The sequence below is a fragment of the Pseudomonas sp. TWR1-1-4 genome (genome assembly GCF_049897165.1).
In the GTDB taxonomy this organism is placed as follows: domain Bacteria; phylum Pseudomonadota; class Gammaproteobacteria; order Pseudomonadales; family Pseudomonadaceae; genus Aquipseudomonas; species Aquipseudomonas canadensis.
Genome location: NZ_JAFCVS010000008.1, coordinates 152,520 through 174,179, shown reverse-complemented (window position 1 = coordinate 174,179; position 21,660 = coordinate 152,520). Strand labels below are relative to the sequence as shown.

Annotated in this window: 25 protein-coding genes and 1 pseudogene; 16 read left to right on the top strand and 10 right to left on the bottom strand. The window is 62.4% G+C overall.

What is annotated here, in order from left to right:
• Positions 1 to 5 precede the first annotated feature (5 nt).
• A pseudogene (locus ACP7C6_RS25320) lies at positions 6 to 95 on the top strand (outer membrane lipoprotein carrier protein LolA); the annotation flags it as partial.
• On the opposite strand, the gene ACP7C6_RS25315 reads toward ACP7C6_RS25320, so the two are convergent.
• Positions 88 to 957 (bottom strand): undecaprenyl-diphosphate phosphatase, encoded by an 870-nt coding sequence (locus ACP7C6_RS25315; RefSeq protein ID WP_426109378.1) that lies wholly within the window; start codon positions 955 to 957, stop codon positions 88 to 90. The pseudogene ACP7C6_RS25320 and the gene ACP7C6_RS25315 sit on opposite strands and share 8 nt — an antisense overlap.
• Positions 958 to 1,136: 179 nt before the next feature.
• On the opposite strand from ACP7C6_RS25315, the gene ACP7C6_RS25310 reads away from it, so the two are divergent.
• The gene (locus ACP7C6_RS25310) at positions 1,137 to 1,643 is read left to right on the top strand and encodes a GNAT family N-acetyltransferase (protein WP_122815048.1); all 507 of its coding nucleotides are present in this window, start codon (positions 1,137 to 1,139) and stop codon (positions 1,641 to 1,643) included.
• Here the strand turns inward: ACP7C6_RS25310 and ACP7C6_RS25305 are convergent.
• Complete coding sequence (locus ACP7C6_RS25305; protein WP_123474095.1) at positions 1,621 to 2,565, bottom strand: GlxA family transcriptional regulator; 945 nt, start codon at positions 2,563 to 2,565, stop codon at positions 1,621 to 1,623. The two genes, ACP7C6_RS25310 and ACP7C6_RS25305, sit on opposite strands and share 23 nt — an antisense overlap.
• Before the next feature lie 159 nt (positions 2,566 to 2,724).
• Between ACP7C6_RS25305 and ACP7C6_RS25300 the strand changes: the two genes are divergently transcribed.
• From ACP7C6_RS25300 to ACP7C6_RS25290, 3 genes are all read left to right on the top strand, one after another.
• On the top strand, positions 2,725 to 3,354 hold the full coding sequence (locus ACP7C6_RS25300; protein WP_236318341.1) for a TetR/AcrR family transcriptional regulator: 630 nt from the start codon (positions 2,725 to 2,727) through the stop codon (positions 3,352 to 3,354).
• A complete protein-coding gene (locus ACP7C6_RS25295) occupies positions 3,351 to 4,028 on the top strand; it encodes a type 1 glutamine amidotransferase domain-containing protein (protein ID WP_122815046.1) in 678 nt (225 codons plus the stop codon). The genes ACP7C6_RS25300 and ACP7C6_RS25295 overlap by 4 nt, the downstream gene beginning before the upstream one ends.
• 79 nt (positions 4,029 to 4,107) lie before the next feature.
• The gene (locus ACP7C6_RS25290; RefSeq protein ID WP_068933892.1) at positions 4,108 to 5,232 is read left to right on the top strand and encodes an alkene reductase; all 1,125 of its coding nucleotides are present in this window, start codon (positions 4,108 to 4,110) and stop codon (positions 5,230 to 5,232) included.
• Here ACP7C6_RS25290 and ACP7C6_RS25285 read toward each other — a convergent pair whose 3' ends face one another.
• Positions 5,233 to 6,219, bottom strand: coding sequence for an NAD(P)H-quinone oxidoreductase (locus ACP7C6_RS25285; protein ID WP_028619751.1), 987 nt, complete (start codon positions 6,217 to 6,219; stop codon positions 5,233 to 5,235). It abuts the gene before it with no gap.
• A 186-nt stretch (positions 6,220 to 6,405) separates the two neighbouring features.
• Here ACP7C6_RS25285 and ACP7C6_RS25280 point away from each other — a divergent pair, with 186 nt between their 5' ends.
• On the top strand, positions 6,406 to 7,281 hold the full coding sequence (locus ACP7C6_RS25280) for a LysR family transcriptional regulator (RefSeq protein WP_068933888.1): 876 nt from the start codon (positions 6,406 to 6,408) through the stop codon (positions 7,279 to 7,281).
• A gap of 77 nt (positions 7,282 to 7,358) precedes the next feature.
• Positions 7,359 to 7,745: a DoxX family protein gene (locus ACP7C6_RS25275; protein ID WP_305384756.1), complete on the top strand. Its 387-nt coding sequence runs from the start codon at positions 7,359 to 7,361 to the stop codon at positions 7,743 to 7,745.
• A gap of 54 nt (positions 7,746 to 7,799) precedes the next feature.
• Here the strand turns inward: ACP7C6_RS25275 and ACP7C6_RS25270 are convergent, their stop codons facing one another.
• The 4 genes from ACP7C6_RS25270 to ACP7C6_RS25255 all read right to left on the bottom strand — a co-directional run bounded on the left by ACP7C6_RS25270 (position 7,800) and on the right by ACP7C6_RS25255 (position 11,384).
• Positions 7,800 to 8,618: an alpha/beta fold hydrolase gene (locus ACP7C6_RS25270; RefSeq protein ID WP_028619754.1), complete on the bottom strand. Its 819-nt coding sequence runs from the start codon at positions 8,616 to 8,618 to the stop codon at positions 7,800 to 7,802.
• Positions 8,619 to 8,708: 90 nt separating this feature from the next.
• Positions 8,709 to 10,100 (bottom strand): alginate export family protein, encoded by a 1,392-nt coding sequence (locus ACP7C6_RS25265; protein WP_028619755.1) that lies wholly within the window; start codon positions 10,098 to 10,100, stop codon positions 8,709 to 8,711.
• Positions 10,097 to 10,990, bottom strand: a complete 894-nt coding sequence (locus tag ACP7C6_RS25260; RefSeq protein ID WP_028619756.1) for a VOC family protein — start codon at positions 10,988 to 10,990, stop codon at positions 10,097 to 10,099. Before ACP7C6_RS25260 ends, ACP7C6_RS25265 begins: the two co-directional genes overlap by 4 nt.
• A gap of 94 nt (positions 10,991 to 11,084) precedes the next feature.
• Positions 11,085 to 11,384, bottom strand: a complete 300-nt coding sequence (locus ACP7C6_RS25255; RefSeq protein WP_122724538.1) for a hypothetical protein — start codon at positions 11,382 to 11,384, stop codon at positions 11,085 to 11,087.
• 202 nt (positions 11,385 to 11,586) lie between these two features.
• Between ACP7C6_RS25255 and ACP7C6_RS25250 the strand changes: the two genes are divergently transcribed.
• From ACP7C6_RS25250 to ACP7C6_RS25240, 3 genes are read left to right on the top strand one after another with little or no spacing between them, the layout of a single operon-like run.
• Positions 11,587 to 12,246 carry a TonB family protein gene (locus ACP7C6_RS25250; RefSeq protein WP_050587947.1) on the top strand — a complete coding sequence of 220 codons (660 nt, stop codon included), beginning with the start codon at positions 11,587 to 11,589 and terminating at the stop codon, positions 12,244 to 12,246.
• Complete coding sequence (locus tag ACP7C6_RS25245) at positions 12,243 to 12,788, top strand: RNA polymerase sigma factor (RefSeq protein ID WP_016980117.1); 546 nt, start codon at positions 12,243 to 12,245, stop codon at positions 12,786 to 12,788. Before ACP7C6_RS25250 ends, ACP7C6_RS25245 begins: the two co-directional genes overlap by 4 nt.
• Before the next feature lie 37 nt (positions 12,789 to 12,825).
• Positions 12,826 to 13,752 (top strand): FecR family protein, encoded by a 927-nt coding sequence (locus ACP7C6_RS25240; RefSeq protein ID WP_028619759.1) that lies wholly within the window; start codon positions 12,826 to 12,828, stop codon positions 13,750 to 13,752.
• Here the strand turns inward: ACP7C6_RS25240 and ACP7C6_RS25235 are convergent.
• Positions 13,749 to 14,369, bottom strand: a complete 621-nt coding sequence (locus ACP7C6_RS25235; RefSeq protein WP_028619760.1) for a type II secretion system protein GspJ — start codon at positions 14,367 to 14,369, stop codon at positions 13,749 to 13,751. The two genes, ACP7C6_RS25240 and ACP7C6_RS25235, sit on opposite strands and share 4 nt — an antisense overlap.
• Positions 14,366 to 14,818: a type II secretion system minor pseudopilin GspH gene (gspH, locus tag ACP7C6_RS25230; protein WP_353631484.1), complete on the bottom strand. Its 453-nt coding sequence runs from the start codon at positions 14,816 to 14,818 to the stop codon at positions 14,366 to 14,368. The genes ACP7C6_RS25235 and gspH overlap by 4 nt, the downstream gene beginning before the upstream one ends.
• A gap of 93 nt (positions 14,819 to 14,911) precedes the next feature.
• Between gspH and ACP7C6_RS25225 the strand changes: the two genes are divergently transcribed.
• A complete protein-coding gene (locus ACP7C6_RS25225) occupies positions 14,912 to 15,343 on the top strand; it encodes a type II secretion system protein N (RefSeq protein ID WP_028619762.1) in 432 nt (143 codons plus the stop codon).
• On the opposite strand, the gene gspI is transcribed toward ACP7C6_RS25225, so the two are convergent.
• The gene (gspI, locus tag ACP7C6_RS25220) at positions 15,330 to 15,695 is read right to left on the bottom strand and encodes a type II secretion system minor pseudopilin GspI (protein WP_068933882.1); all 366 of its coding nucleotides are present in this window, start codon (positions 15,693 to 15,695) and stop codon (positions 15,330 to 15,332) included. The genes ACP7C6_RS25225 and gspI overlap by 14 nt on opposite strands.
• Before the next feature lie 148 nt (positions 15,696 to 15,843).
• On the opposite strand from gspI, the gene gspG reads away from it, so the two are divergent.
• The 5 genes from gspG to gspD are packed head-to-tail and all read left to right on the top strand — an operon-like array spanning position 15,844 to position 20,995.
• On the top strand, positions 15,844 to 16,293 hold the full coding sequence (gene gspG / locus ACP7C6_RS25215; protein ID WP_028619764.1) for a type II secretion system major pseudopilin GspG: 450 nt from the start codon (positions 15,844 to 15,846) through the stop codon (positions 16,291 to 16,293).
• An 8-nt stretch (positions 16,294 to 16,301) separates the two neighbouring features.
• The gene (gene gspK, locus ACP7C6_RS25210; protein WP_164673008.1) at positions 16,302 to 17,171 is read left to right on the top strand and encodes a type II secretion system minor pseudopilin GspK; all 870 of its coding nucleotides are present in this window, start codon (positions 16,302 to 16,304) and stop codon (positions 17,169 to 17,171) included.
• Positions 17,168 to 18,226 carry a type II secretion system protein GspL gene (gspL, locus tag ACP7C6_RS25205; protein ID WP_426109377.1) on the top strand — a complete coding sequence of 353 codons (1,059 nt, stop codon included), beginning with the start codon at positions 17,168 to 17,170 and terminating at the stop codon, positions 18,224 to 18,226. The genes gspK and gspL overlap by 4 nt, the downstream gene beginning before the upstream one ends.
• Positions 18,219 to 18,731, top strand: a complete 513-nt coding sequence (gene gspM, locus ACP7C6_RS25200; protein WP_426109376.1) for a type II secretion system protein GspM — start codon at positions 18,219 to 18,221, stop codon at positions 18,729 to 18,731. Before gspL ends, gspM begins: the two co-directional genes overlap by 8 nt.
• Positions 18,728 to 20,995, top strand: a complete 2,268-nt coding sequence (gene gspD / locus ACP7C6_RS25195; RefSeq protein ID WP_122724559.1) for a type II secretion system secretin GspD — start codon at positions 18,728 to 18,730, stop codon at positions 20,993 to 20,995. The genes gspM and gspD overlap by 4 nt, the downstream gene beginning before the upstream one ends.
• Positions 20,996 to 21,660: the final 665 nt, after the last annotated feature.

Genomic DNA, 21,660 nt, shown 5'->3' with positions numbered 1-21,660 from the left:
CGAGCTTGCTCGCGAAGGTCGTCAATGATAACGCGGGCTTGCGGGTTTGCTACGGCGCCTTTGCATTCTTCGCGAGCAAGCTCGCTCCTACAGTAAGCCGGTGCTGACGGCTACGATCAGGAAAATCCCCAGCAACGCGCGATAGATCACGAACGGCCAGGTGGAGAACCGCTCCAGGAACTTCATCAGGCCCCAGATCGCAAAAAACGCCGAGATGCTCGCGACCACCAGGCCGAACAGCAAATGCGGCCAGGCATGGGCGGGCATGTCGGCGTGCAGCAGCACCCACAGTTCCTTCAAGCCAGCGAGGGCGATGGCGGGCAAGCCGAGCAGGAAGGAGAATCGTGCGGCTTCCTCACGCTTGAAGTTGAGGAACAGTGCGGCGGTCAACGTAGAACCGGAACGCGAAACCCCTGGAATCAGCGCACCAATCTGCGCAACGCCAACGATCAACGCATCCCGCAGGCGCATCTCGCTCACCTCGCGGGTGTGGCGTGCGCGCACTTCGGCCACCGCCAGCAGCACGGCCATCACCACGCAGGAAATACCGATCACCATCAACCCGCGCAACGGCGAGTTGCACGCGTTCAGGGTCGAAGACAGCGCCAGGCCGGCGATGCCGATGGGGATGGTCGCCAGCACAATCGCCACCGCCAGCTTGAACCAGCGATCGTTGTAGTCACCCCTGCGCACGGCGTCGATGCTGCCGGTGGTCACCTGGCGCACATTTCGCCAGAAGTAACTGACCACTGCCGCCAGCGCCGCCAACTGCATCGCCGCGGAGAATGCTGAACCGGGGTCCTGCCAGCCGAGCAGGGCGGGTACTACGCGCATATGGGCGGTGGACGACACCGGCAGCAGCTCGGTAATGCCCTGGATCACGCCCAGGATGAAGATTTGCAGGTAGTCCAGGGAGGCAAAACCCACGTCCAGGCCGGCGGTACAGGCGTTTGTCAAAATACGTGTCCTTGAAAGAGAGCGGCAATTTCGCGGAGTTTATTCGAAATGTTTCAAGGTTTTGGTAGAGGCAACACCTATTTGCAATCGGTTCAGCAAGTAGAAAGGTTGGCCGCTCTCTTGGCCTGCCCACCGGTTTTGTGAACAATGGCGCCCTGTGTTTTTTCACCGAGAGTCTCATGCCCGAAGTCACCGTCGAATTGATCCAGACCGGCCCGGAGCACGCCGAGCTGATCCGCAATCTTTACCAGTACTACGCCTATGAATCCTCTGACTGGGAACAGGAAGATGTCGAGGCCGATGGGCGTTTCTACATCCATGACGAACACCTGGTCCGCTACTGGCAGGACCCGCAATGGAGCGCCAACCTGCTGTTGGTGGACGGCTATATCGCTGGCTTCCTGTTGATCGAAGGCAGCGAGCTGCCGGGCATTGGCGCCCTGGAGTTGGCCGACTTGTTCGTCCTCAAGCGTTACCGCCGCAAAGGCATTGGCCGCGCCATTGCCAGCCAGGTGCTGTGCAGCGGCGAGGCCGATTGGCTGGTGCGCTTCTATGATCAGGACGAAGTGTCCCAAGCGTTCTGGCGCACGGTGCTGGATAACCTGCCGCGTCCGGTGCAAACGATTGAGCTGGAGGATGAGCCGCAGTTGGTGAGTTACCTGATTACGCGGGCGGCACTGCATTAAACGCCTGCTGCATCACCTGCGGCGGCTGCCCGAACGCCCTTAAAAATGCCTGGCGCATACGTTCGCGATCACCAAACCCGGTTTCGCGGGCGACCACCTCGACCGGGTGGCGACTGGTTTCCATCATCGCCCGTGCCGCTTCTACCCGCAGCGACTCGATGGCCTTGGCCGGTGTTTGTCCGGTCTCTTCCCGGAACACCCGACTGAACTGGCGCGGGCTGAGGCGGGCGACATCGGCCAGGGCGTCTACCGACAAGTCGTGGGTCAGGTTCTCACGGGCATAGGCCAGGGCCAGTTGCACGCGGTCCGACTTGGGGTCCAGCTCCAGCAGCGCCGACAACTGCGACTGTTCACTGCCCCGGCGTTGGGCGATCACCAGTTTGCGCGCAATGCGCCGGGCCAGATCACTGCCCAGGTCGTTTTCCACCATCGCCAAAGCCAGGTCCACCCCGGCACTCATGCCGGCACCGGTCCACACCTGGCCGTCCACCACGAACAGCTTGTCTTCTTCCAAATGAATGTCCGGATAGCGCTTGCGAAAGGCTGGCGCGTGAATCCAGTGGGTGGTGGTGCGCTTACCTGCCAGCAAGCCCGCTTCGGCCAGCACGAAGATGCCCATGCACAACGAGGCGACGCGTCGCGACTGGGCGGAGGCGGCCTTGACCAGTTCCAGCAGGTTGGCCTCCGGCAGGCGAAACTCCAGGTAGCCGCTGACGATCAGCGTGTCGTAGCCCTCCGGCCGGATCGGCGTGGTGTTCACCGAAAAGCCCTGGGACGTCATCACCGCGCCGCCGCTCTCCGACACCAGGTGAAACTCATAGGCCGGCTCGCCGCGCAGCAGGTTCGCGCACTCGAACACCGAGCCCAGACTGAGGCTCAGGGACTGGAAGTTCGGGTAAACCATCAGCGCAACGCTGTGCATCGCATGTCTCCGGGTGGGGGGAGCAGGGATTGTCGGCGGCTGCCGGGAAAACGGCAACCGACTTTGGCGGATGTCCGAAATCCTTGCGGATCTGACATTGTGCGAGCCTGACCAGGCTCCTAACATTCCCTCAACGAACTAGACGACTGGTCTAATCCGATGAGCAACGAAACTAAAACTGCACGCCAGAGCATTCTTGATACGGCGCAATTGATTGTTGGCCGCAAAGGATTTTCTGCGGTGGGCCTGAACGAAATACTGCAAGCCGCCGACGTACCCAAAGGTTCGTTTTATCACTACTTCACCTCCAAAGATGCGTTCGGCGTTGTATTGCTCGACCACTACTTCGACAACTATGTGCACGGCATGCAGCAGCTGTTCGACCTGCCGGGTTTAACCCAGCACGCCAAGTTGATGGCTTATTGGCAATGCTGGATCGACAACCAGACCGGCTGCACCGACGCGGGCAAATGCCTTGCCGTCAAACTCGGTGCGGAGGTGTCAGACCTTTCAGAGCCGATGCGCCTGGCCCTGCAACGTGGCACTGCACGCACCATCGGGTTGCTGGCCGAGGCCTTGCAGCAGGGCGTCGAAGACGGCTCGGTAGCGATTACGCAACACCCGGACAGCCTGGCGCGGCGCCTGTATGCGTTGTGGTTGGGGACCAGCGTCATGAGCAAGATCACCCGTACTACGGCGCCTTTTGATGAGGCGTTGGGGTTGACCCGACAGTTGTTGGGTCAGCCGCAAGAAACTGACATTCACACCTATCGAGGCACTGGAAAATGAAAGTATTAATGGTACTGACCTCTCACGACCAGCTTGGCGATACCGGCCGCAAGACCGGCTTCTGGCTCGAAGAGTTTGCCGCACCCTATTACGCGTTCAAGGACGCCGGCGCCGAGATCGTACTGGCTTCACCGGCCGGCGGCCAGCCGCCGCTGGACCCGGTGAGTGACCAGCCGGACTTCCAGACCGAACAGACTCAGCGCTTTGCCGCCGATTCTGCCGCCCAGCAAGCCCTGGCGACCACGGTGAAACTGGGCTCGGTCAACGCCGACGATTTCGACACTGTGTTCTACCCAGGCGGCCACGGCCCGCTGTGGGACCTGGCCGAATCGCCGGTGTCGATCGCGCTGATCGAGTCCTTCGAGCGTGCTGGTAAGCCCATCGGCTTTGTCTGCCACGCACCGGGCGCGTTGCGTCACGTCAAGGCGGTGAATGGTGAACCGTTGGTCAAGGGGCGTCGCGTCACCGGGTTCTCCAACTCGGAAGAGGCGGCGGTGGAACTGACCGATGTGGTGCCGTTTCTGGTGGAAGATGAATTCAAGAAGCTGGGCGGCCTGTATGAGAAAGGCGCTGACTGGCAGTCCTTTGTCATTACTGATGGCTTGTTGGTGACTGGGCAAAATCCTGGCAGTTCCAGTGATGTCGCTAAAGCCCTGCTGAAACTGACCGCTTAATTAAATAAACCGCTGAGTTCATTGGCGACTTTTATAAGTCGCCAATGCTTTAGCACGTCCAGAATTTGGAAATGATTAGATGACTGACAATGTTTTAAGTACCCCAATAAAGCTGGGGCACCATACGCTGAACAACCGTATCGTCTTGCCGCCATTGACGCGCCAGCGCAGCGCCCAACCGGGTGATATCGCGACCGACTTGATGGCCGAGTATTACCGCCAGCGGGCCAGTGCCGGTTTCATGGTCAGCGAAGGCACGCAGATAGAGCCACGGGGCCAGGGCTACGCCTGGACACCGGGCATCTACACCCCGGCGCAGATCGACGGTTGGCGCAAGGTCACCGACGCGGTGCATGCCGAGGGCGGGGTGATCTTTGCCCAGTTGTGGCATGTCGGTCGGGTGTCGCATAACGCCTTGCAGCCAGAAGGGGCGGCGCCAATCGCACCGTCTGCCCTCCAGGCCCTGCAAGCCAAAGCCTTTATCGAAACGGCGCCTGGCGAGGGTGAGTTGAAACAGCCGCCCGTGCCACGTGCATTGACCACGCAGGAGGTCAAGGAACTGGTCGGGCACTACGCCCAGGCAGCACGCAATGCGCTGGATGCGGGGTTTGACGGGGTGGAGATCCATTCGGCCAATGGCTACCTGGTGAACCAGTTCATCTCGGCCCATGCCAACCAACGTGACGATGAGTACGGTGGTTCGTTGGAAAATCGCCTGCGTTTTCTGCGTGAGATTGTTGAGGCGGTGAGCGCCGTGGTCGGGCCGGAACGCCTGGGCGTACGCTTCTCGCCGTTGTTCAGTGGCACCGATCAGGACCGCGTGTACATCGGCCTGGTGGAAGACGACCCGCACCACACCTACATCGAAGCCATCAAGGTGCTGGAAGCGTCGGGCATCGCCTACGTCTCCATTGCCGAAGCCGACTGGGACAACGCCCCCGACCTGCCTGAAACCTTCCGCCGTGCAGTGCGCGAGACGTTCAGCGGACGGATCATCTACGCCGGCCGCTACACCGCTGAACGCGGTGCGCGATGGGTAGAGGCGGGGCTGGCGGATTTGATCGCGTTCGGGCGGCCGTTCATTGCCAATCCGGATCTACCGCAGCGGCTGTTCAATGGGTGGCCGTTGAATCCGCTGCGGGTAGAGGGCATGTACGGCGGTGGTGCAGAGGGCTACATCGATTACCCGGTTTACGCCGGATAATCAGGCAACCCGCAACACAATCTTGCCAATATGATCCCCACCTTCCATCCGCGCATGCGCCTGATCGGCCTGGGTGTAATCGAACACCTGGTCGATCATCGGCAGGCAGCGCCCGGCTGACAGCACTGGCCATACATGCTCGCGCAGTTGGTCGGCGATTGCGGCTTTTTCGTCCTTGGTCCGTGCGCGCAGCAGTGAACCGGTGACGATTGCGCGTTTGCCTAGGATGGTCAGCAAGTCCACCTCATTGGCCTTGGCACCGCCGAGGAACCCCAGCATTACCAGACGGCCGTCCATCGCCAGCGCCTTGAGGTTGTTGTTGATGTAGGAGGCTCCCATGATGTCGAGGATCACATTCACCCCTTGATCACCGATCACCTGGGCGAAATCCTGTTCGCGATAGTTGATTGCTTCTGCGCCCAGGGCACGAATGGCCGCACATTTTTCTTCGCTGCCGGCAGTGGCAAACGCCTGGATGCCGAACTCGCGGCATAGCATCAGCGCGGTGGTGCCGATTCCACTGGTGCCGCCGTGGATCAGCACCCGCTGGCCCTTGTGGGCGCCGCCGATGCCGAACAGGTTGGCCCACACGGTAAAGAAGGTTTCCGGGATGGCCGCCGCTTGAATCCAGTCCATGCCTTCGGGAACCGGCAACGCCTGGCTGGCGGGCACTGCGCAGTATTGGGCGTAACCACCGCCATTGGTGAGGGCGCAAACCTTGTCACCGACGGCGTACTCGGTCACGCCATCGCCCAGCGCTACCACTTCACCTGCCACTTCCAGGCCGGGGATTGGGCTCATGCCGGGTTTCATCGGGTACTTGCCGGCGCGTTGCAAGGCGTCCGGGCGGTTGACGCCGGCGGCGTGCACGCGGATCAGGATTTCACCGGCTACCGGGGAGGGCAATGGCACCTGGCGCGGCTTGAGCACCTCGGGGCCGCCAGGGGTGGTGATTTCAATCAGGGTCATGTCGGTAGGCAGGGGCATTTTGCGGGTCCTGTTGCGGTGAGCGTATGAAGTGGGACCACGCTGCGCGACGGTTGATTCAAATGAAACCGTGCAGCAGGGTCATCTTGGATATTTCCATGGTCGACAGGATAGCAACGTCGCATGATGCAATAATGCTGCGATTCAGCAGCACATAAATGCATATATGCAGCAGTGGAGGACGCGATGAACTGGGACGATGCACGGGTGTTCCTGGCGGTGTGCCGGGAGTCCACATTGCGCGGCGCCGCACGGATATTGGGCGTGGATCAGGCCACCGTCGGCCGGCGGGTCAACGCCCTGGAAAAGTCCCTGGGCGCCACCTTGTTCCTGCGCACGTCCGAGGGCTACGCGCTGACGGCCGTGGGCGAGGCTGCATTGCTGTCGGTGGAGAAAATGGAGCGTTCAGCCCTCGACCTTGAGCGCCAGGTTCAAGGCCTGGATGATCGTTTAACGGGCACCGTGCGCGTCAGCACCACCGATTCCCTGGCCATCGACTTCCTGATTCCGTCCATCGCTCGCCTGCACGACAAACACCCCGACGTGCGCGTGCAACTGGACGCTTCCACCCAAATGCTCAGCCTGGCCAAGCGTGAGGCCGACATCGCTGTGCGCAACCAGCGTCCGGATAACCCCGACCTGATCGCCCGTCGCATCGCCCGTTGGCCGTTGGGCCTGTTTGCCTCCCAGGACTACATTGACCGCCACGGCGTGCCCGAACCGGGCAGCCTGTTCGAGGGGCATGACCTGGTGGTCTACCAGCCTCACCTACAAAGCAAGAAAGAGCTGACCCTGGTTTCCGAGCCTCTGGGCCGAGGGCGCATTGTTGCTGCCTTGAGTTCCAGTTTGCTGGTGCGCCGCTCGATCGCTGCCGGCATCGGCATAGGCGAAATCCCGGTGTGCACGGGTGAGCGTGACGGGCTGGTGCGCCTGTGGCCCGAGCGCTCCCGGCCACTGCCGTACGACGTGTGGCTGGTGACCCACGCCGACCTGCGCCACACCGCACGGGTGCGGGTGGTGATCGATGAAATCGTCGCGGCGTTTGCCGGCGTCGGGGAGTGAGGTCAGCACAGACTTGCAAGCGTGAGGGCGCCTCGGCCGACACAATCGATGTTTATGTCGACCTACCGAGCGTACGCATGAACGATTCAAAATGTCAGGACTTGGGGCTGCTGTTTCTGCGGGTCAGCGGAGCGCTGTTCCTGTTGTGGGTACATGGTTTGCCCAAACTGCTGAGTTACAACGAGCAATTGAAGCTGATCGAAGATCCGTTTCATCTGGGCGCTTCGGCCACGCTAATGTTGGCGATATTTGCTGAAGTGCTGTGCCCGCTGCTGATCATTGCCGGCGTGCTGGTGCGTCTGGCGTGCCTGCCGATCCTGTGTGTGCTGCTGATTGCCTTGCTGGTGGTGCACCCGGAGTGGACGCTGTTCGAGGCGCAGTTCGGTTGGCTGCTGTTGATCATTTTCACCACGGTGCTGATCAGCGGGCCAGGGCGTCTGGTACTGCCTCAGCGTTTCTCTTGAGCAAAAAAAGGCCGGGCAAGCCCGGCCAAATAAGGAGAGGAGGGTTTAGGTGTTTCAGCGGTTCAGGAACGCCAGCAGGTCTTCATTCAACTGCTGCGCATGGGTCACGGCAAACCCGTGGGGGGCATCCTTGTAGACTTTCAACTCGGCACCCTTGATCGAGGCAGCGGCCACTTTGCCGGTTGTCTCGAACGGTACTATCTGATCGCCATCGCCGTGGATCACCAGGGTCGGCACGTCGATCTTGGTCATGTCCGGGCGGAAGTCGGTTTCGGAGAATACGGTGACGCAGTCGACGGTCGATTTGAGGGACGCCAGCAACGCTACCTGCAAGGTTTGGGTCAGCACACCCTCTGAGACAACCTGGCCTTTGTTGGTGCCATAGAACGGTGCGTTGAAATCACTGATGAATTGCGCACGGTCCTTCAGCAGCCCGGCCTTGATGCCGGCGAACACTTCAGCCGGGACGCCTTGCGGGTAGTCCGGTTTCTGACCAAACAGCGGCGTCACCGCGCCCAGCAACACCAGGCCGGCCACGCGCGCGCTGCCATGGCGTGCGATGTAGCGCGCCACGTCGCCGCCACCCATGGAGAAGCCCACCAGGGTCACGTCCTTGAGGTCCAGGTGCTCGATCAACTGGGCGATATCGTCGGCGAAGGTGTCGTAGTCGTTGCCGGTCCACGGCTGGTCTGACCGGCCAAAACCACGGCGGTCGAATGCGATGGTGCGAAAGCCGCGGCTGCTCAGGTATTCCATCTGGTATTCCCACATGTCGGCATCCAGCGGCCAGCCATGGCTGAACAACACGGGCTTACCGCTGCCCCAGTCCTTGAAGTAGATCTGGGTACCGTCTTTGGCAACGAATGTGCTCATGGAAAACTCCTTGGGTCAGGTGAAAAAAGCGTAGCTTCACTATTTGGGCTAAGGCGTATACAGGGCTTGTACGGGTGTGCTGGGTTGGCTCTACCAGCTGAATTTAAGCTCGACGCCCAGGTAGTTGCTGTCATCGCCGCCAGCACCGCGCAGGGTCTGACCTACATCGTAATGGACGGCTTCGACGGCGCCAGTGAGGTTGGGGCTGAACACATAATCGGTGCGCAGTTGCGCATAGGCGCCGGTCCAGCGATCACCTCTGCCAGCGGTGCCGGCGACCGGCAGATTGGGCTGGGTGTACACTGCGTCGCTGATGGTTTGACGCCAGAGCAGGCCGATCGCGGTTTGCACGCTGAGCTTGTCGATCGGTTTGACTGTGATTGACGGTTTGACGTGAATCAGGTTGCTGTAGCCGGTGTAGCCCGCCAGAGAAAAGTAGTAACCGTTGGGGAACAGCGGATTGAACGTACCGACGGTGCCATCCCCGGTTTTACGATCGCCGGAGGCGATGTCCAGTTGCAGGCCCACGCGCGGTTTCCAGGCCAGGCTGTCGAAGGTGTAGCCGGTGCGGCTCCCTCCAGCCCAGGCGCGGATGTCCTTGTTGCCCACCGAGCCGCTTTGCAGCATCGCTTCGATGTCCCAGTCAAAACCCATGGCCGCGCCGCCCAGGCGTGCGTCGATCAAGTGTCGGGTTTCGTCACCGTCCGCGTCCAGGTAGTGCGCCGCGCTGCGTTCATACACGCCGTAGTAGGCCGACAGCTCGTTCTTGCCGCCCACCAGCCGTTCCACGCGGACCATATGGAAACGCGCGTCGCTGTTGGATTTGTCGTCGAAGTGCCGACCGTCCTGATACTGCACCGGCTGGCTGGCAATCCCGATGAAGCGCCAATTGGATGTTTCCCAGTCGGCCCACAGCGCATCGAAGGATTGCCGCACATTCGGCCCGTCCCGTGATGAGATGAAGCGCTGCAGGTCGAAGGCGAAATCCTGGCGCCCGACACGGGCCTTGAGTGTACCGCTGCTGAAGGTATTCACGTATTCGGCAAAGGCCAGTCGCAGGTCAACCCGGTTCTGGTCGGCGCCGCCAATCGTGGTTTTATCGTAGGCACGCACATCTTCGAGTTGGGTGAATACCCGCCAGTTTTCGTTCAGGTGCAGGTCGGCATGCACCTGAAAACGCTGGATCAGGTAGCGGTCACGTTTCACGTTGCGTACGCCGAAGCCGCTGGCGTCGTTCATTTCGAAACGCTCGCGCAAGGTTGCGCCCAGGGACAGATAGGTCAACGGGTCGGCGCTCGATAACGGGATGTACTTCAAGCTGTCCAGCGGCTGCGTGCGCAGCGCCGGGTCCTGCAGTACCGACCAATCCTCCTGCCAGCGGTTGGCCTTGATGGCCGGACGCGTCGCTTGCTCGTCGGCGTGGACGCTGCCGGCGAGCAGCGGCCACAGCACGGCCAGGCCCCAGCCTGTGCGACGGGTCATTTTACTGCGATGAGTTGATGGATCTCTGCGACGTAGCCGCCTGGGAATTCGACCAACGCACTGCGACGGCCTTTGCTGTCGAATGCGGGCACCAGCACTTTGGCGCCAGAGCCGGTGGCCTTGCCCAGGGTAGCCTTCAGGTCAGCCACTTGATAGCCGGTGGTCTCGTGGCCGAACGGGTAGGGCAGTTGGCCGTTGGTGACCAACACAGCCATGCGCCCGAATGGCGACTCGATGTCGACACGACGATAACTGCCTTTGGCTTGACCGATATCGACGCCAGGCGCGTGTTTGTCATCGACCAGGACTTTACCGTGGGAGAAACCGAGGAACGATTTGATGAACGTATCGGCACGCTCTGCGCTGAGGTACACACGGTTTTCCGGTACGGTCTGGAACGCTGCGTATTCAGGGGTCTTAGTGTGCCAGTAAAGCTGCATGTTCACGCCGCCTGGCCATTGCACCACCGCGTCACGCCCGATCGGGTCGGGGAAGTCGTTGACGATCACCGCCGCGCCGTTTTCCCGGGCGGCCTTGAGGGCGGCGTCCATGTCCTTGACCAGGTAACCGTTGCGCTCTTGGCCAAATGGATGCGGGATCGGCGTGGTGAAACCAAACAACGACACCGTGCCCGCTGGAGTCTGCAGCAATTGCGAGGTGGTGCTGCTTGGCACCGGCAGTACATTCACCACCACTTGGTCTGTGCTTTTGCCGCCGAAAGTGGCCAGGAAACTCTGGGCAAATCGGTCGACCTCCGCCGGTGCCACATAGACGTGGCTGGTGTCGTACTGTGGCGCCACGGCCACCGCGGGTGTTGCCGCAAAGGCACTGCCCATTATCTGCGCGGCCAGCAATGTCAGTGCCAGGGAAACCTTCACTCGTTTACACATGCCCACTCTCCAGCACTTTTAAGCGTGATCGAAAGTCACGATCTTAGGGGCGGGGCTGTGGGGCCGATTGTATGCACGTGCTTGGTTGAGCGTTTCAAGGTCGCTGCGGTTTTACCGAGGTACCGAAGGTATTGCCCATGCGCACACCGGTCGCCGCGGGCGTCGACAGCCCCAGGGTGTTTGGCAGCCTTTTCTCGATGGAAATGTCCTGCGCCTCACGGTTCTTCTTCGCCGCCTTGGCCGCGTTCGTGGCATTGCCCATCTGTTGGCTCAGGCAACCATAGTCGGGGGCCTTGTAGCCATCCACCGTGACTTCTGGGCAGCCGTCGGCGTGAGCCAGCCAAGGCAAGGCGGCACTCAGCAACAACGCGGAAAGGGTCGGTAAAGATTTCATCAGTGGCCTCCTGGCGAGGCCCAGAAGTGGCCCGTCATGACGTGCAAGTCTAGTGCAGCGGGCTTCTCATCACCGTGATGTTTTTTTTGCTATCACCGTAACATCAGGTTCATAAACTGGCCTCAGGATGACGGTTTTCTAGGGCGCGTCGGCCGTGCAGCGATGCAGAGCAGGGGGTGAACAGGGAGTCTGGAGGCGCGTCATGTGCGCCCTGGTCTTGCTGTTGCTGTTGGCCGGCGGTCGTACGGCGCAGGCAGAGTCACAGCTGCTGTCGTTGAACCTGCCGGCGCAAGACCTGGAACATGCACTGCAAGCCTACAGCCGCGCCACCGGGATGGCGGTGCTGGTGGACCGCGAGTTGACGCGGGGCCGGCGCTCCATCGGGGTACGCGGACGCTTTACGGCGCAAGAAGCACTGGCGATGTTGCTGACAGGGAGTGGCCTGATGGCACGTTATGCACGCAGCGATGCGTTTACCTTGCAGACCCCGCAGGTCAGCCAGCCACCGCCCACAAAGGGGGCGGCGACACGCAGCGCCGCGCGGATCAACAACAGCTACGCGACGGCATTGCAGCAAGCCATCGAGACCAGCCTGTGCCGCTCGCCGCTGACCCGGCCCGGCAGTTTTCGGGCATTGGTGCAGGTGTGGGTCAACCCGGACGGGGTGATTGAACACAGCCGGTTGGTCAGTTCTACCGGCGATGAACAACGCGATGAAGCACTGGTGCGCAGCCTGAGCGCAGCCCGGGTCCAACGCCCGGCGCCGAGTTCACTGCGCCAACCGGTGACTTTACTTCTGATGCCTGACACAACAGGAACACGCATGGAATGCACAGCAGCGAAAGGAACCTGGGGCGGATGAAAAATACCGGGCACAGTACGATGGTCAGCTTGTTCCTGGCCTCCTACGAAGACTTCAAGGTGCGTTTGCGCAAGCGCCTGGGCTCGGAAGACCTGGCCAACGACGTGCTGCACGAAACCTACCTGCGGGTCGACCGCATGGACGTGCCGCCCAACCTGCAACAGCCCAACGCCTACCTGTACCGCATGGCCCTGAACATCGCCGCTGACCGCCGCCAGGCCGATGCGCGCCTGCTCACCGGCAGCGAAGTGGAAGAACTGCTGCAAAGCGCCGACGAAGCCCAGGACCCGTCGCGGGTGGTGGGCGGCCAGAAAGAGATCCAATCCTTGGTCAAGGCGCTTTACGAACTGCCGGCACGCCGCCGCAAAATCCTCATCGCCGCGCGCCTGGAAGAGGCGCCGCACCTTGAGATTTCCCAGCGTTTCGGCATCTCCACGCGCATGGTCGAGAAGGAAATCAAGGCCGCCCTGGGCCACTGTGCCAAGCGCCTCGAAAGAAAAGTGATTCAGCGGTTCGGTCCCGGGGCCGGAAAACCGTCTTAGTGTCGAGTCCCTGATAAATCCGTGAGTACGTGCGCGCTTGAATATTTTCAGCTTCCCCAACGCCCGGCCATCCGCCGCCAGCCCCCTGCACGATGAAGCCCGCGATTGGCTGCTCCTGCTGACCTCGGGCCGCGCCACCGTGGCCGATGCCAAGGCGCTCAAGGCCTGGTGCGCGCAGAGCCCGGAGCATGCCCAGGCATTCGAGCAGGCCAAGGTGCTGTGGCAAAACCTCACACCGGCCCTCGACCAGGTGGCGCAACCGCGCAGCTTTGGTCGACGGGCGTTCCTGGGCGGCGCGATTGCCGCTTCGGCCGCGGTGGTGATGGTGCGCGTCGGCGTGCCGGGTGGCTTTGCCGGGCTTACCGCGGACTATCACACTGAAGTCGGTGAGCAGCGCCAGGTGCTGTTAAGCGAGGGGATCAGCTTGGAGCTCAACACCCAGACCCGCATCAGCCGGGTGGGGCAGGGCATTGAACTGCTTGAAGGCGAAGTCGAAGTGCTCGCCCACGTTGCCCAACCGCTCAAGGTCCAGGCCGGCGAGGGTTGGGTGAGCGCGGCGCAGGCGCGGTTCAACGTGCGGCATACCGATCACACCGTGTGTGTCACCTGTATCGAAGGGTCGCTGTCGGTGGACGCTGCCGGCAACAGCATGAGCCTGGGCAGTGGCCGGCAATTGACCTACAGCACTGCCGGTTTCAGTGAGGTGACGACAGTCGACACCCAGGCAGTCGTGGCCTGGCGTGAACAGGTGCTGGTGTTCAACAACGCCACGTTGGCGACGGTGGTGGATGAGATCAACCGGTACCGACCTGGGATGCTTGTACTGCTTAACAAGCAACTGGGACAGCGCCGGGTGCAGGCACGGTTCAGTCTGCAGCAACTGGCGGGCGTGGCGTTGTTGATTCGCGATGCATACGGGGCGAAGTGCACGGAGTTGCCGGGTGGGGTGGTGTTGTTGAGTTAATTCATCGACCCCAACGGCCCCACCACCTGCCGATATTTTTCCACGCCCTGAGGCGTCTGCCGCACCAGACTGATTTCCAGTCCCAGCGGATCCTCCCGACGATTTCCGCTCAATTGTCGCCATCCCTTGTCTGCGTCCCACACTCGCACCTGCAGGTCACTCACACCGGTCAACACCACCACCCCATCCTTGGCCGCCGGCAGCGGGTATCGGTCCCGCGTCGGGGCGGCGGCGCGGTACAACGAGTCGCCCTTGAGCCACCAGCGCACGCGTTGCAGCCCATCCCCGGCCGTCGGAGCGCTGCGGATCACGTCCAGCCTGAAGCCCTTGCTGTCGGAGCTGCGCACGGTCACGGCGGCCAGCCCTTCGGTTTTGGGTGCCTCGTCTTGCGACACATCGGTGGCAACCAGCTCAACACTGGCGCGCAAGCTGATGTCGCGCTGCATCTGGTTCAGTGCCCGCAGCAGCACCTCCGTCTGCTCACTGCTCGCCTGCAAATGCTGATCAGCGCGCGTCACGCTGTCCAGCCCGCGCCAGGCGATCAGACTGACCACCGCCATGAGCATGATCGCCACCATCACTTCGATCAGGGTGAAGCCTTGCTGGGAGGTGTTCATGGTTGACTCACTACGCGCATCAAGCCGGCGGCGTCGCGTTGCAGGCTGAGGCTGTGTTGCCCGTCGGACAGCACCACCCGCAGCGGTGGGTTGATCCATTCGGCATTGAGCACCAGGGTTTGCCGGGGTTCGATGTTGATCTGCATGGGCGTGCTTTCCCAGAGGCGCGGCCGCAGTTGGGTGTCGCCCTGGAAAGACTCCACGCTCCTCCCATCATCGCTGCGGCGGTTGAAGCCATAGCCCTTGGCATCCGCACGCCAGGTGATGGGACGGCCGTCGGCGTGGGCTTCGGCCTGGGCGACTTGCAGCAACTGGCTCAGGCGCTCGGCGTCTTTGCGCAGCAGGTGCAGTGGGTCCGGTTTGATCGTGAGGCTGATGGCGGCGCTGGCGATGCCGATGATCACCAGCACCACCATCAGCTCGATCAGGGTGAAACCTTGCTGTTTCATCGCGGGCTTCCTGGAGAACTGGGGAGTCTGTGAAATAAAAGCGTGCGAATTGATCTGTAGGCTGGTGCGACGGACAAACAGGAGGTCCTCCCCATGGCATTTGCCCATCGTTTCACCCTGGCCCACGGCGTGCAGGCGCTGGGTGTGCTGGCCGCCCTGGCGGGCGTGGCGGTATGGACGCCGCTGCTGCTTACCACGGCAGAATCCCACACGCCCCAAGCCACGCCCCAGGCACTCGCGGCGCGCAGCGATAACCCGGCGCTGCAATGGTTTTCCAATGCGCCGACGGCGCTGCAGGTGAAGGTCACGGGTGTGCTGGCGGGCGCCCGTGGTGCGGTGGCGATCCTCAGTCTCAACGACGGACCGCCGCGCAGCTTTCTATTGGGCGAGCGGCTCAGCCCCGGCGTGCGGTTGACGGCCATCGAAGGCGATGGAGTCGAGATCGAGCGCGGTGGCGAGAAGCTGCGCGTCAACCTCGACAAGTTGCCGGACGGCCCTGCGCTGCCGCTGCTCACTCGGCCATGACCTGGGTGTCCAGCCGCGCCAGGGGTGGCGCTTCGCGGCTGGCGTCGAGCACCTGCAGGTTGACCTGAAACAGGCGGCCATCGGCGTTGATGGTCTGCTCGCAACGCAGTTTCAGGCGGCCTTGATCGCACTCGAAGGTCTTCTTGCCGCTGCGCAAGTGGCCTTCCAGGCGCAGTTCCGCCAGGCGACTCTGCGCCGCCAGCAACGCGATCGATTTATCCCGCAGCAAGCCGTTGCTCTGGGTCATCAGCCCGGCCACGCGTACGGCGGCGGCCATGGCCACGGCGATGATCGCCAGCGCCACCAGCACCTCGATCAGGGTAAAACCTTGCTCCTTGCGACGGCCGTACATGGTGCTCTCAAAGCCGGGAAACAGGCCCGCAGACTAGCGCCGGCCGTTGACCGATTGGCGACCGAAACTCCCGAGGATTTTCAATACGACTGACATGTGTTCTTGCAACACTGCGCCACGAATTGCACTCAAGCCAAGGAATGTCGAGATGGATATCGCGCGCCTAACGTCCCCATTGCCAGGCCCTCGCGGGCAGCGTGGCTTCACCTTGATCGAGATCATGGTGGTGGTGGTCATCCTCGGGATCCTGGCCGCCATGGTGGTGCCCAAGGTGCTGGATCGGCCGGACCAGGCAAGGGCCACGGCGGCCAAGCAGGACATCGGTGGGTTGATGCAGGCGCTGAAACTCTATCGGCTCGACCACGGTACCTACCCGAACATGAACCAAGGTCTGAAAGTGCTGGTGGAGCGCCCGGCGGACGCGAAGAACAGCAACTGGCGCGCCTACCTGGAGCGGTTGCCCAACGACCCGTGGGGCAACCCTTATCACTACCTTAACCCAGGCGCCAACGGTGAGGTCGATGTGTTCTCCCTCGGTGCCGATGGCCAGCCGGATGGCGAGGGTGTGAATGCCGATATCGGCTCCTGGCAGCTGTAAGGCCCATTATGAAACGGTATTCGCCCCCAGCGGCGAAGCAGCGCGGCATGGCGATTATCAGCGCCTTGCTGATCGCTGCGGTGGTCGCGGTGTTGGCCGGCGCCATGCTCACGCGCCAGACCGTGTTCACCCGCGGCCTGGAAGCCGAGCAGCTGCGCATCCAGGGCCAGTGGTTGTTGCAGGGTGGCCTTGAGCGCAGCCGACAGATGCTCTGGGACGCACGCCAGAAGGACGTGCTGACCCGCCTGGACCAGTCTTGGGCCCGCCCTCAAAGGGGCGACTTTGAGGGCCGGATCGAGGACGAGCAGGGCAAGTTCAACCTGCGCAACCTGGTCAATCGCCAGCAGGTGGATGCCGAACAGTTACAGAGTTTTGAGCGGCTGTGCCGGCTGATCGGCGTCGATCCGGCCGTGAGTCGGCGCATAAGCCAGCGGGTGATTGCCTCTTATGAACCGCCCGCCAAATACCCGATGCTACGCAGCCTGGATGACCTGAGTGGAATTGAAGGCCTCAACCCCGTCATGTTGCAGCGCATGCAGGCCTACATCAGCGTGTTGCCCGGCCAGACCTGGATCAACGGCAACACCGCCAGCGCCGAAGTGCTCAGCGCGGTGGTGCCGCAGCTCAGCCTGTCCCAGGCCCACGGGCTGGTGGCCGAGCGCGACAGTGGGCAGTGGTTCATCAACCGTGGGGATTTTGTCAATCGCCTGCGGCTGCCCCAAGTGGCGGTGGACACAGTCCAGGTGGGCATCACCAGTGAATGGTTTCGCGTGCAGGGCCAGGCCCGGCGCGAGCAGCGGCGGGTGACGATCGACGCGTTGTTGCATCGCCCGGAAGACCGTCAGCCGCGGGTCATCTGGTCGCGGGTGGGCGTATGAAACGCCTGCGCATCGGCTTGCCGCCCCTGGATCAATTGACCGCTGACAGCAGGGTCAGATTTGCCTGGTTGGAGCGTGGCGCAGTGATTGAAGAGGGGTATGAAAGCCTGACGCAATTGGCTACATCCCGCCAGGCAATCGACTGTTTCCTGCACCCGCGCGACAGCCTGCTCACCAGCGTGGAGCTGCCACCGCTACCCGCCGCGAAAACGGCGGCGGCGGTGGCCTGCGCGGCGCAGGCGCTGATCCTCGGCCCGGTAGAACAGATGCAGGTGGCCCACGGCCCGCGCGAAAACGACGGGCGCGTGCACGTCGCGTGGGTGCCCAAGGCCGGGTTGGCGCGGCTCGCGCAATTGCCAATCAAACTACGCGGTCTGTACCCGGCGCCTTATGCGTTGCCGGTGGGTGCTGCTGCGTTGGATGACGGCTATCTGTTGACACGTGACAGCCTGCACCAAGGCGCGGTGCACCCACTCGGCTTGCAGGCGCTGGATGTGCAACTGGTAGGCGCGGCGCAGCGTTGGAGTGGGCCTGTACCCACTTGGGGCTTGCACGGCGGTCTCATCCAGCCTTCGACTGTTGGATGGGGCCGGGCGCTGGCTTGTGTCGCGCTCGCCACCGCCATTTGGACCCTCGGCCTCAACCTGTACGCCGCACGTCAGGTAGAGGACGGCCAACGCCTTAAAGCCTTGATGAGCCAACAGGTGCGTCAAGCGTTTCCTGAGTTGCCAGTGGTGCTCAACCCCCTGCAGCAAGCCCGACAGCAATTGGCCGCCCGCCAGACCGGTGCGGCCGCCGACCCCGGCCAACGCTTTACCAGCCTGCTGCAACTGGCCGGCAGCAACCTGCCGTTCATGGTCGGCAGCGTCGATAACCTGAGCTTTGAGCAGGGGCGTCTGCATGTGGCATTGCTCGCCGACAGTCGTAACCCGGTCGCCGAGGGTGAATGGCAGGCGGCGCTGGCCCAGGCCGGGTTTACCGCCAGCCGCGATGAGCATGCCTGGACGATTGCCCCGGCCCAGGCCGCAGAGAAGCCAGGAGCCGGCGATGAATAAAGTACAGCGAGTGCGCAGCCAGGCCCAGGTGCTCTGGAACGGCCTGGCCCTGCGCGAAAAACGCTTGCTCGGTGGTGCCGGGCTGGTGCTGGCGAGCTTGCTGACCTGGCTGGTGCTGGTGCAGCCCGCGCTGAAGAAGATCGATTACTGGCAGGCCGAAACCCCCAAGCTGCGCGCCCAGGCCGCAGCCTTGCAGGTGCTGTTGCAGGATGTCGCCGCGCCCCGTCAGGGTGACGAAGCCACCCTGCGCCAGACCTTGGATGGCGCGGGTCTGCAAGGCCATTACCAGTTGCAGGCGCTGGAACCCACGGGTTGGCGGCTGACCTTCGACAACGCGCCGGCCGATGCCGTGGTGGGTTGGTTGCTGGGCAATACCCGTTCGTTTTCCCTGGAGGTGTCCGAGGCGCGATTGCAGCGCACCCTCGACACCGTCGACAACTCGGCCGGCACTGTGTCCGGGACCGTTCGCATGGATCAGGCGCTTGGCGCTAAGGAAGCTTCATGAAGTGGTCAGTTCCCCCGTTTCGTCTGGTCGCGCCGCTGCTGGTGCTGGCCCTGAGTGCGTGCAGCAGCCAGCAGGCGCCCAAGCCGTTGCTGGTGGACAGCGAGCTCGGCCAACCACTTGCCGAGACGCGTAGCAACGGCGAGACCCTGCAAGATCGTCTGCGCGAACCCGTCCCCAAAGCTCCCGTACAACACCGGGTCACCAACAGCGCACGCGGCCATGCCCCGGCGGTGGTCAAGGCACGCAACCCGTTGGGTGACCAGCCCGTCCAGCTCAACTTCGTCGACGCCGATATCCAGGCGGTGGTACGCGCACTGTCCCGCGCCACCGGCCAGCAATTCCTGGTGGACCCGCGTGTGAAGGGCAACCTCACCTTGGTCAGCGAAGGCCAGGTGCCGGCGCATCAGGCCTACGACATGCTGCTGGCGGCGCTGCGCATGCAGGGCTTCAGCGTGGTTGACGTCGGCGGCGTGGCCCAGGTGGTGCCCGAAGCCGATGCCAAATTGCTCGGTGGGCCGATCTACAGCGCCGGCAGCAGCGGCATGCAGACCCGCACCTTCCGCCTGCAATATGAGAACGCGGTGAACCTGATCCCGGTGCTGCGGCCCATCGTGTCGCCGAACAACCCGATCAACGCCTACCCCGGCAACAACAGCATCGTGATCACCGACTACGCGGAAAACCTGGCGCGGGTGGCGCAGATCATCAACGGCATCGACACGCCCAGCGCTATCGACACCGACGTGGTGATGGTGCAGAACGGCATCGCCGTGGACATCGCCGCCATGGTCTCCGAACTGCTGGAAACCCAGGGCGCCGACCAGACCCAGAAGATCAACGTGATCGGCGACCCGCGCTCCAACTCGATCATCATCCGCTCCGGCAGCCCGGAGCGCACCGAGCTGGCGCGCAACCTGATCTACAAACTCGACAACGCCCAGAGCAACCCCAGCAACATGCACGTGGTGTACCTGCGCAACGCCCAGGCGGGCAAATTGGCGCAATCGCTGCGCGGGTTGTTGACCGGCGAAAGCGATTCCGGCGTCAGCGACGACGCGCGTGGCAAGCTCAGCGCCATGGGCGGCAATGGCAAGAACAGCCAAGGCGCGGGCAACGCGCAAAACAGCAGCGGCACACCCACCGGGAGTGGTGTGCAATCCGGTTACGGTCAATCCACGGGTTCAACCGACACTGCCAGTGGTACCTCCAAAGACCAGGACACCGCGTTCAGCGCCGGGGGTGTGACCATCCAGGCCGACGCCACTACCAACACCTTGCTGATCTCTGCACCGGACCCGCTGTACCGCAACCTGCGTGAAGTCATCGACATGCTCGACCAGCGCCGCGCCCAGGTGGTGATCGAAAGCTTGATCGTGGAAGTTGGCGAAGACGATGCCACTGAGTTTGGCGTGCAGTGGCAGGCCGGCAATCTCGGTGGCAAGGGTGGGTTTGGTGGCGTGAATCTCGGCGGCAGCGGCGTAAATGGCAAGCCGGGCAGCCCCACCAGTATCGACGTGTTGCCCAAGGGGCTGAACGTGGGCTTGGTCAACGGTACGGTGGATATTCCCGGTATCGGCAAGGTGCTCGACCTCAAGGTGTTGGCGCGTGCGTTGAAGAGCAAGGGTGGCACCAACGTGTTGTCGACGCCGAACCTGCTGACGCTGGACAACGAAGCGGCGAGCATTTTTGTAGGGCAGACGATTCCGTTTGTCACCGGCAGTTATGTGACTGGCGGCGGGGGCACCAGCAACAACCCGTTCCAGACGGTGCAGCGTGAGGAGGTGGGGTTGAAGCTGAATGTGCGGCCACAGATTTCCGAGGGCGGTACGGTGAAGCTGGATATCTACCAGGAGGTCAGTACGGTGGATACGCGGGCGTCGGTGGAGGCAGGGACGGTGACCAACAAGCGGGCGATCGATACCAGTATTTTGCTGGATGACGGGCAGATCATGGTGCTCGGCGGGTTGCTGCAGGATGGGTATAGCCAGAGTAATGATGCGGTGCCGTGGTTGTCGGATATTCCAGGGTTGGGGGCGTTGTTCAGGAATGAAAAGCGCAGTGTGAACAAGACCAATCTGATGGTGTTTTTGCGGCCTTACATTATTCGGGACAGTGGGGCGGGGCGCAGTATTACGTTGAATCGGTATGAGTTTATGCGGCGGGCGCAAGGGGGGTTGCAGCCGGAGCATAGTTGGGCGATGCCGGATGTGCAGGCGCCGCAGTTGCCTTCGGTGGAGAAGGCGATTCCTCGGGGGCGGCCTTGAAGGTCTTGACCGTGTACATATCCGTTGCTGCGGTAACGGCGGCTTATGGTTCCGCTCTTACAGCGGGTCACTTTTGGAAGAGCCCAAAAGTAACCAAAAGGCTCTCGCCCCACCACTCGGCACCTCGCTTAGGCTCGGTGTGCCCTCACTCCGGCTTTGGAGCGTGGGCCGCCGCGATGGGCCATCCTTGGCCCAGCGCGGCTAACCCGGCGTCCTGCCGGGTTACCCACGCTCCAAAGCCTGCGTTCGGCCAGCGTGGTTTTACGGGGCGCCGAAGATCAAAAGCCAGAGCAAAAGCGACTCGCTTCGCATCGTGGGTACGAGGTCCTGTAGGAGCCGGCTTGCCGGCGAAAAACGTGAGGACGCCGCGTTTTGTCTGCTTACCCGCGTCATCGTTAACGACCATCGCAGGCAAGCCAGCTCCTACAGAAACCGCGTTTGCCTTTGCCTTTGCTTTACACCACTCAAGCCGGCTGTCAGGCCGCTGTGCTCTTGCTTTTGATTTTGATCTTAGGCGCCCCGTCAAACACGCTGGCCGGAATTCGACAGGGATTTGGGGGGTAAACCGGCAGGGATGCCGGTTTAGCCGCCCCGCGCCATGGATGGCGCGTGGCGGCGGCCCCCCAAATCATTGTCGGATTACGGGCACACCGAGCCTAGGCGAG

Excerpts from the sequence above, each read along its gene's own strand:
- gspL (WP_426109377.1), top strand. The coding sequence starts at position 17,168 with ATGAAACGCCTGCGCATCGGCTTGCCGCCCCTGGATCAATTGACCGCT.
- ACP7C6_RS25255 (WP_122724538.1), bottom strand. The coding sequence starts at position 11,384 with ATGAAATCTTTACCGACCCTTTCCGCGTTGTTGCTGAGTGCCGCCTTG.
- gspM (WP_426109376.1), top strand. The coding sequence starts at position 18,219 with ATGAATAAAGTACAGCGAGTGCGCAGCCAGGCCCAGGTGCTCTGGAAC.
- gspD (WP_122724559.1), top strand. The coding sequence starts at position 18,728 with ATGAAGTGGTCAGTTCCCCCGTTTCGTCTGGTCGCGCCGCTGCTGGTG.
- ACP7C6_RS25235 (WP_028619760.1), bottom strand. The coding sequence starts at position 14,369 with ATGAACACCTCCCAGCAAGGCTTCACCCTGATCGAAGTGATGGTGGCG.
- ACP7C6_RS25305 (WP_123474095.1), bottom strand. The coding sequence starts at position 2,565 with ATGCACAGCGTTGCGCTGATGGTTTACCCGAACTTCCAGTCCCTGAGC.
- ACP7C6_RS25290 (WP_068933892.1), top strand. The coding sequence starts at position 4,108 with ATGACTGACAATGTTTTAAGTACCCCAATAAAGCTGGGGCACCATACG.
- gspG (WP_028619764.1), top strand. The coding sequence starts at position 15,844 with ATGGATATCGCGCGCCTAACGTCCCCATTGCCAGGCCCTCGCGGGCAG.
- ACP7C6_RS25280 (WP_068933888.1), top strand. The coding sequence starts at position 6,406 with ATGAACTGGGACGATGCACGGGTGTTCCTGGCGGTGTGCCGGGAGTCC.
- ACP7C6_RS25270 (WP_028619754.1), bottom strand. The coding sequence starts at position 8,618 with ATGAGCACATTCGTTGCCAAAGACGGTACCCAGATCTACTTCAAGGAC.
- gspH (WP_353631484.1), bottom strand. The coding sequence starts at position 14,818 with ATGAAACAGCAAGGTTTCACCCTGATCGAGCTGATGGTGGTGCTGGTG.
- gspI (WP_068933882.1), bottom strand. The coding sequence starts at position 15,695 with ATGTACGGCCGTCGCAAGGAGCAAGGTTTTACCCTGATCGAGGTGCTG.
- ACP7C6_RS25245 (WP_016980117.1), top strand. The coding sequence starts at position 12,243 with ATGAAAAATACCGGGCACAGTACGATGGTCAGCTTGTTCCTGGCCTCC.
- ACP7C6_RS25300 (WP_236318341.1), top strand. The coding sequence starts at position 2,725 with ATGAGCAACGAAACTAAAACTGCACGCCAGAGCATTCTTGATACGGCG.
- ACP7C6_RS25285 (WP_028619751.1), bottom strand. The coding sequence starts at position 6,219 with ATGCCCCTGCCTACCGACATGACCCTGATTGAAATCACCACCCCTGGC.
- ACP7C6_RS25260 (WP_028619756.1), bottom strand. The coding sequence starts at position 10,990 with ATGTGTAAACGAGTGAAGGTTTCCCTGGCACTGACATTGCTGGCCGCG.
- gspK (WP_164673008.1), top strand. The coding sequence starts at position 16,302 with ATGAAACGGTATTCGCCCCCAGCGGCGAAGCAGCGCGGCATGGCGATT.
- ACP7C6_RS25310 (WP_122815048.1), top strand. The coding sequence starts at position 1,137 with ATGCCCGAAGTCACCGTCGAATTGATCCAGACCGGCCCGGAGCACGCC.
- ACP7C6_RS25265 (WP_028619755.1), bottom strand. The coding sequence starts at position 10,100 with ATGACCCGTCGCACAGGCTGGGGCCTGGCCGTGCTGTGGCCGCTGCTC.
- ACP7C6_RS25250 (WP_050587947.1), top strand. The coding sequence starts at position 11,587 with ATGTGCGCCCTGGTCTTGCTGTTGCTGTTGGCCGGCGGTCGTACGGCG.
- ACP7C6_RS25225 (WP_028619762.1), top strand. The coding sequence starts at position 14,912 with ATGGCATTTGCCCATCGTTTCACCCTGGCCCACGGCGTGCAGGCGCTG.
- ACP7C6_RS25295 (WP_122815046.1), top strand. The coding sequence starts at position 3,351 with ATGAAAGTATTAATGGTACTGACCTCTCACGACCAGCTTGGCGATACC.
- ACP7C6_RS25275 (WP_305384756.1), top strand. The coding sequence starts at position 7,359 with ATGAACGATTCAAAATGTCAGGACTTGGGGCTGCTGTTTCTGCGGGTC.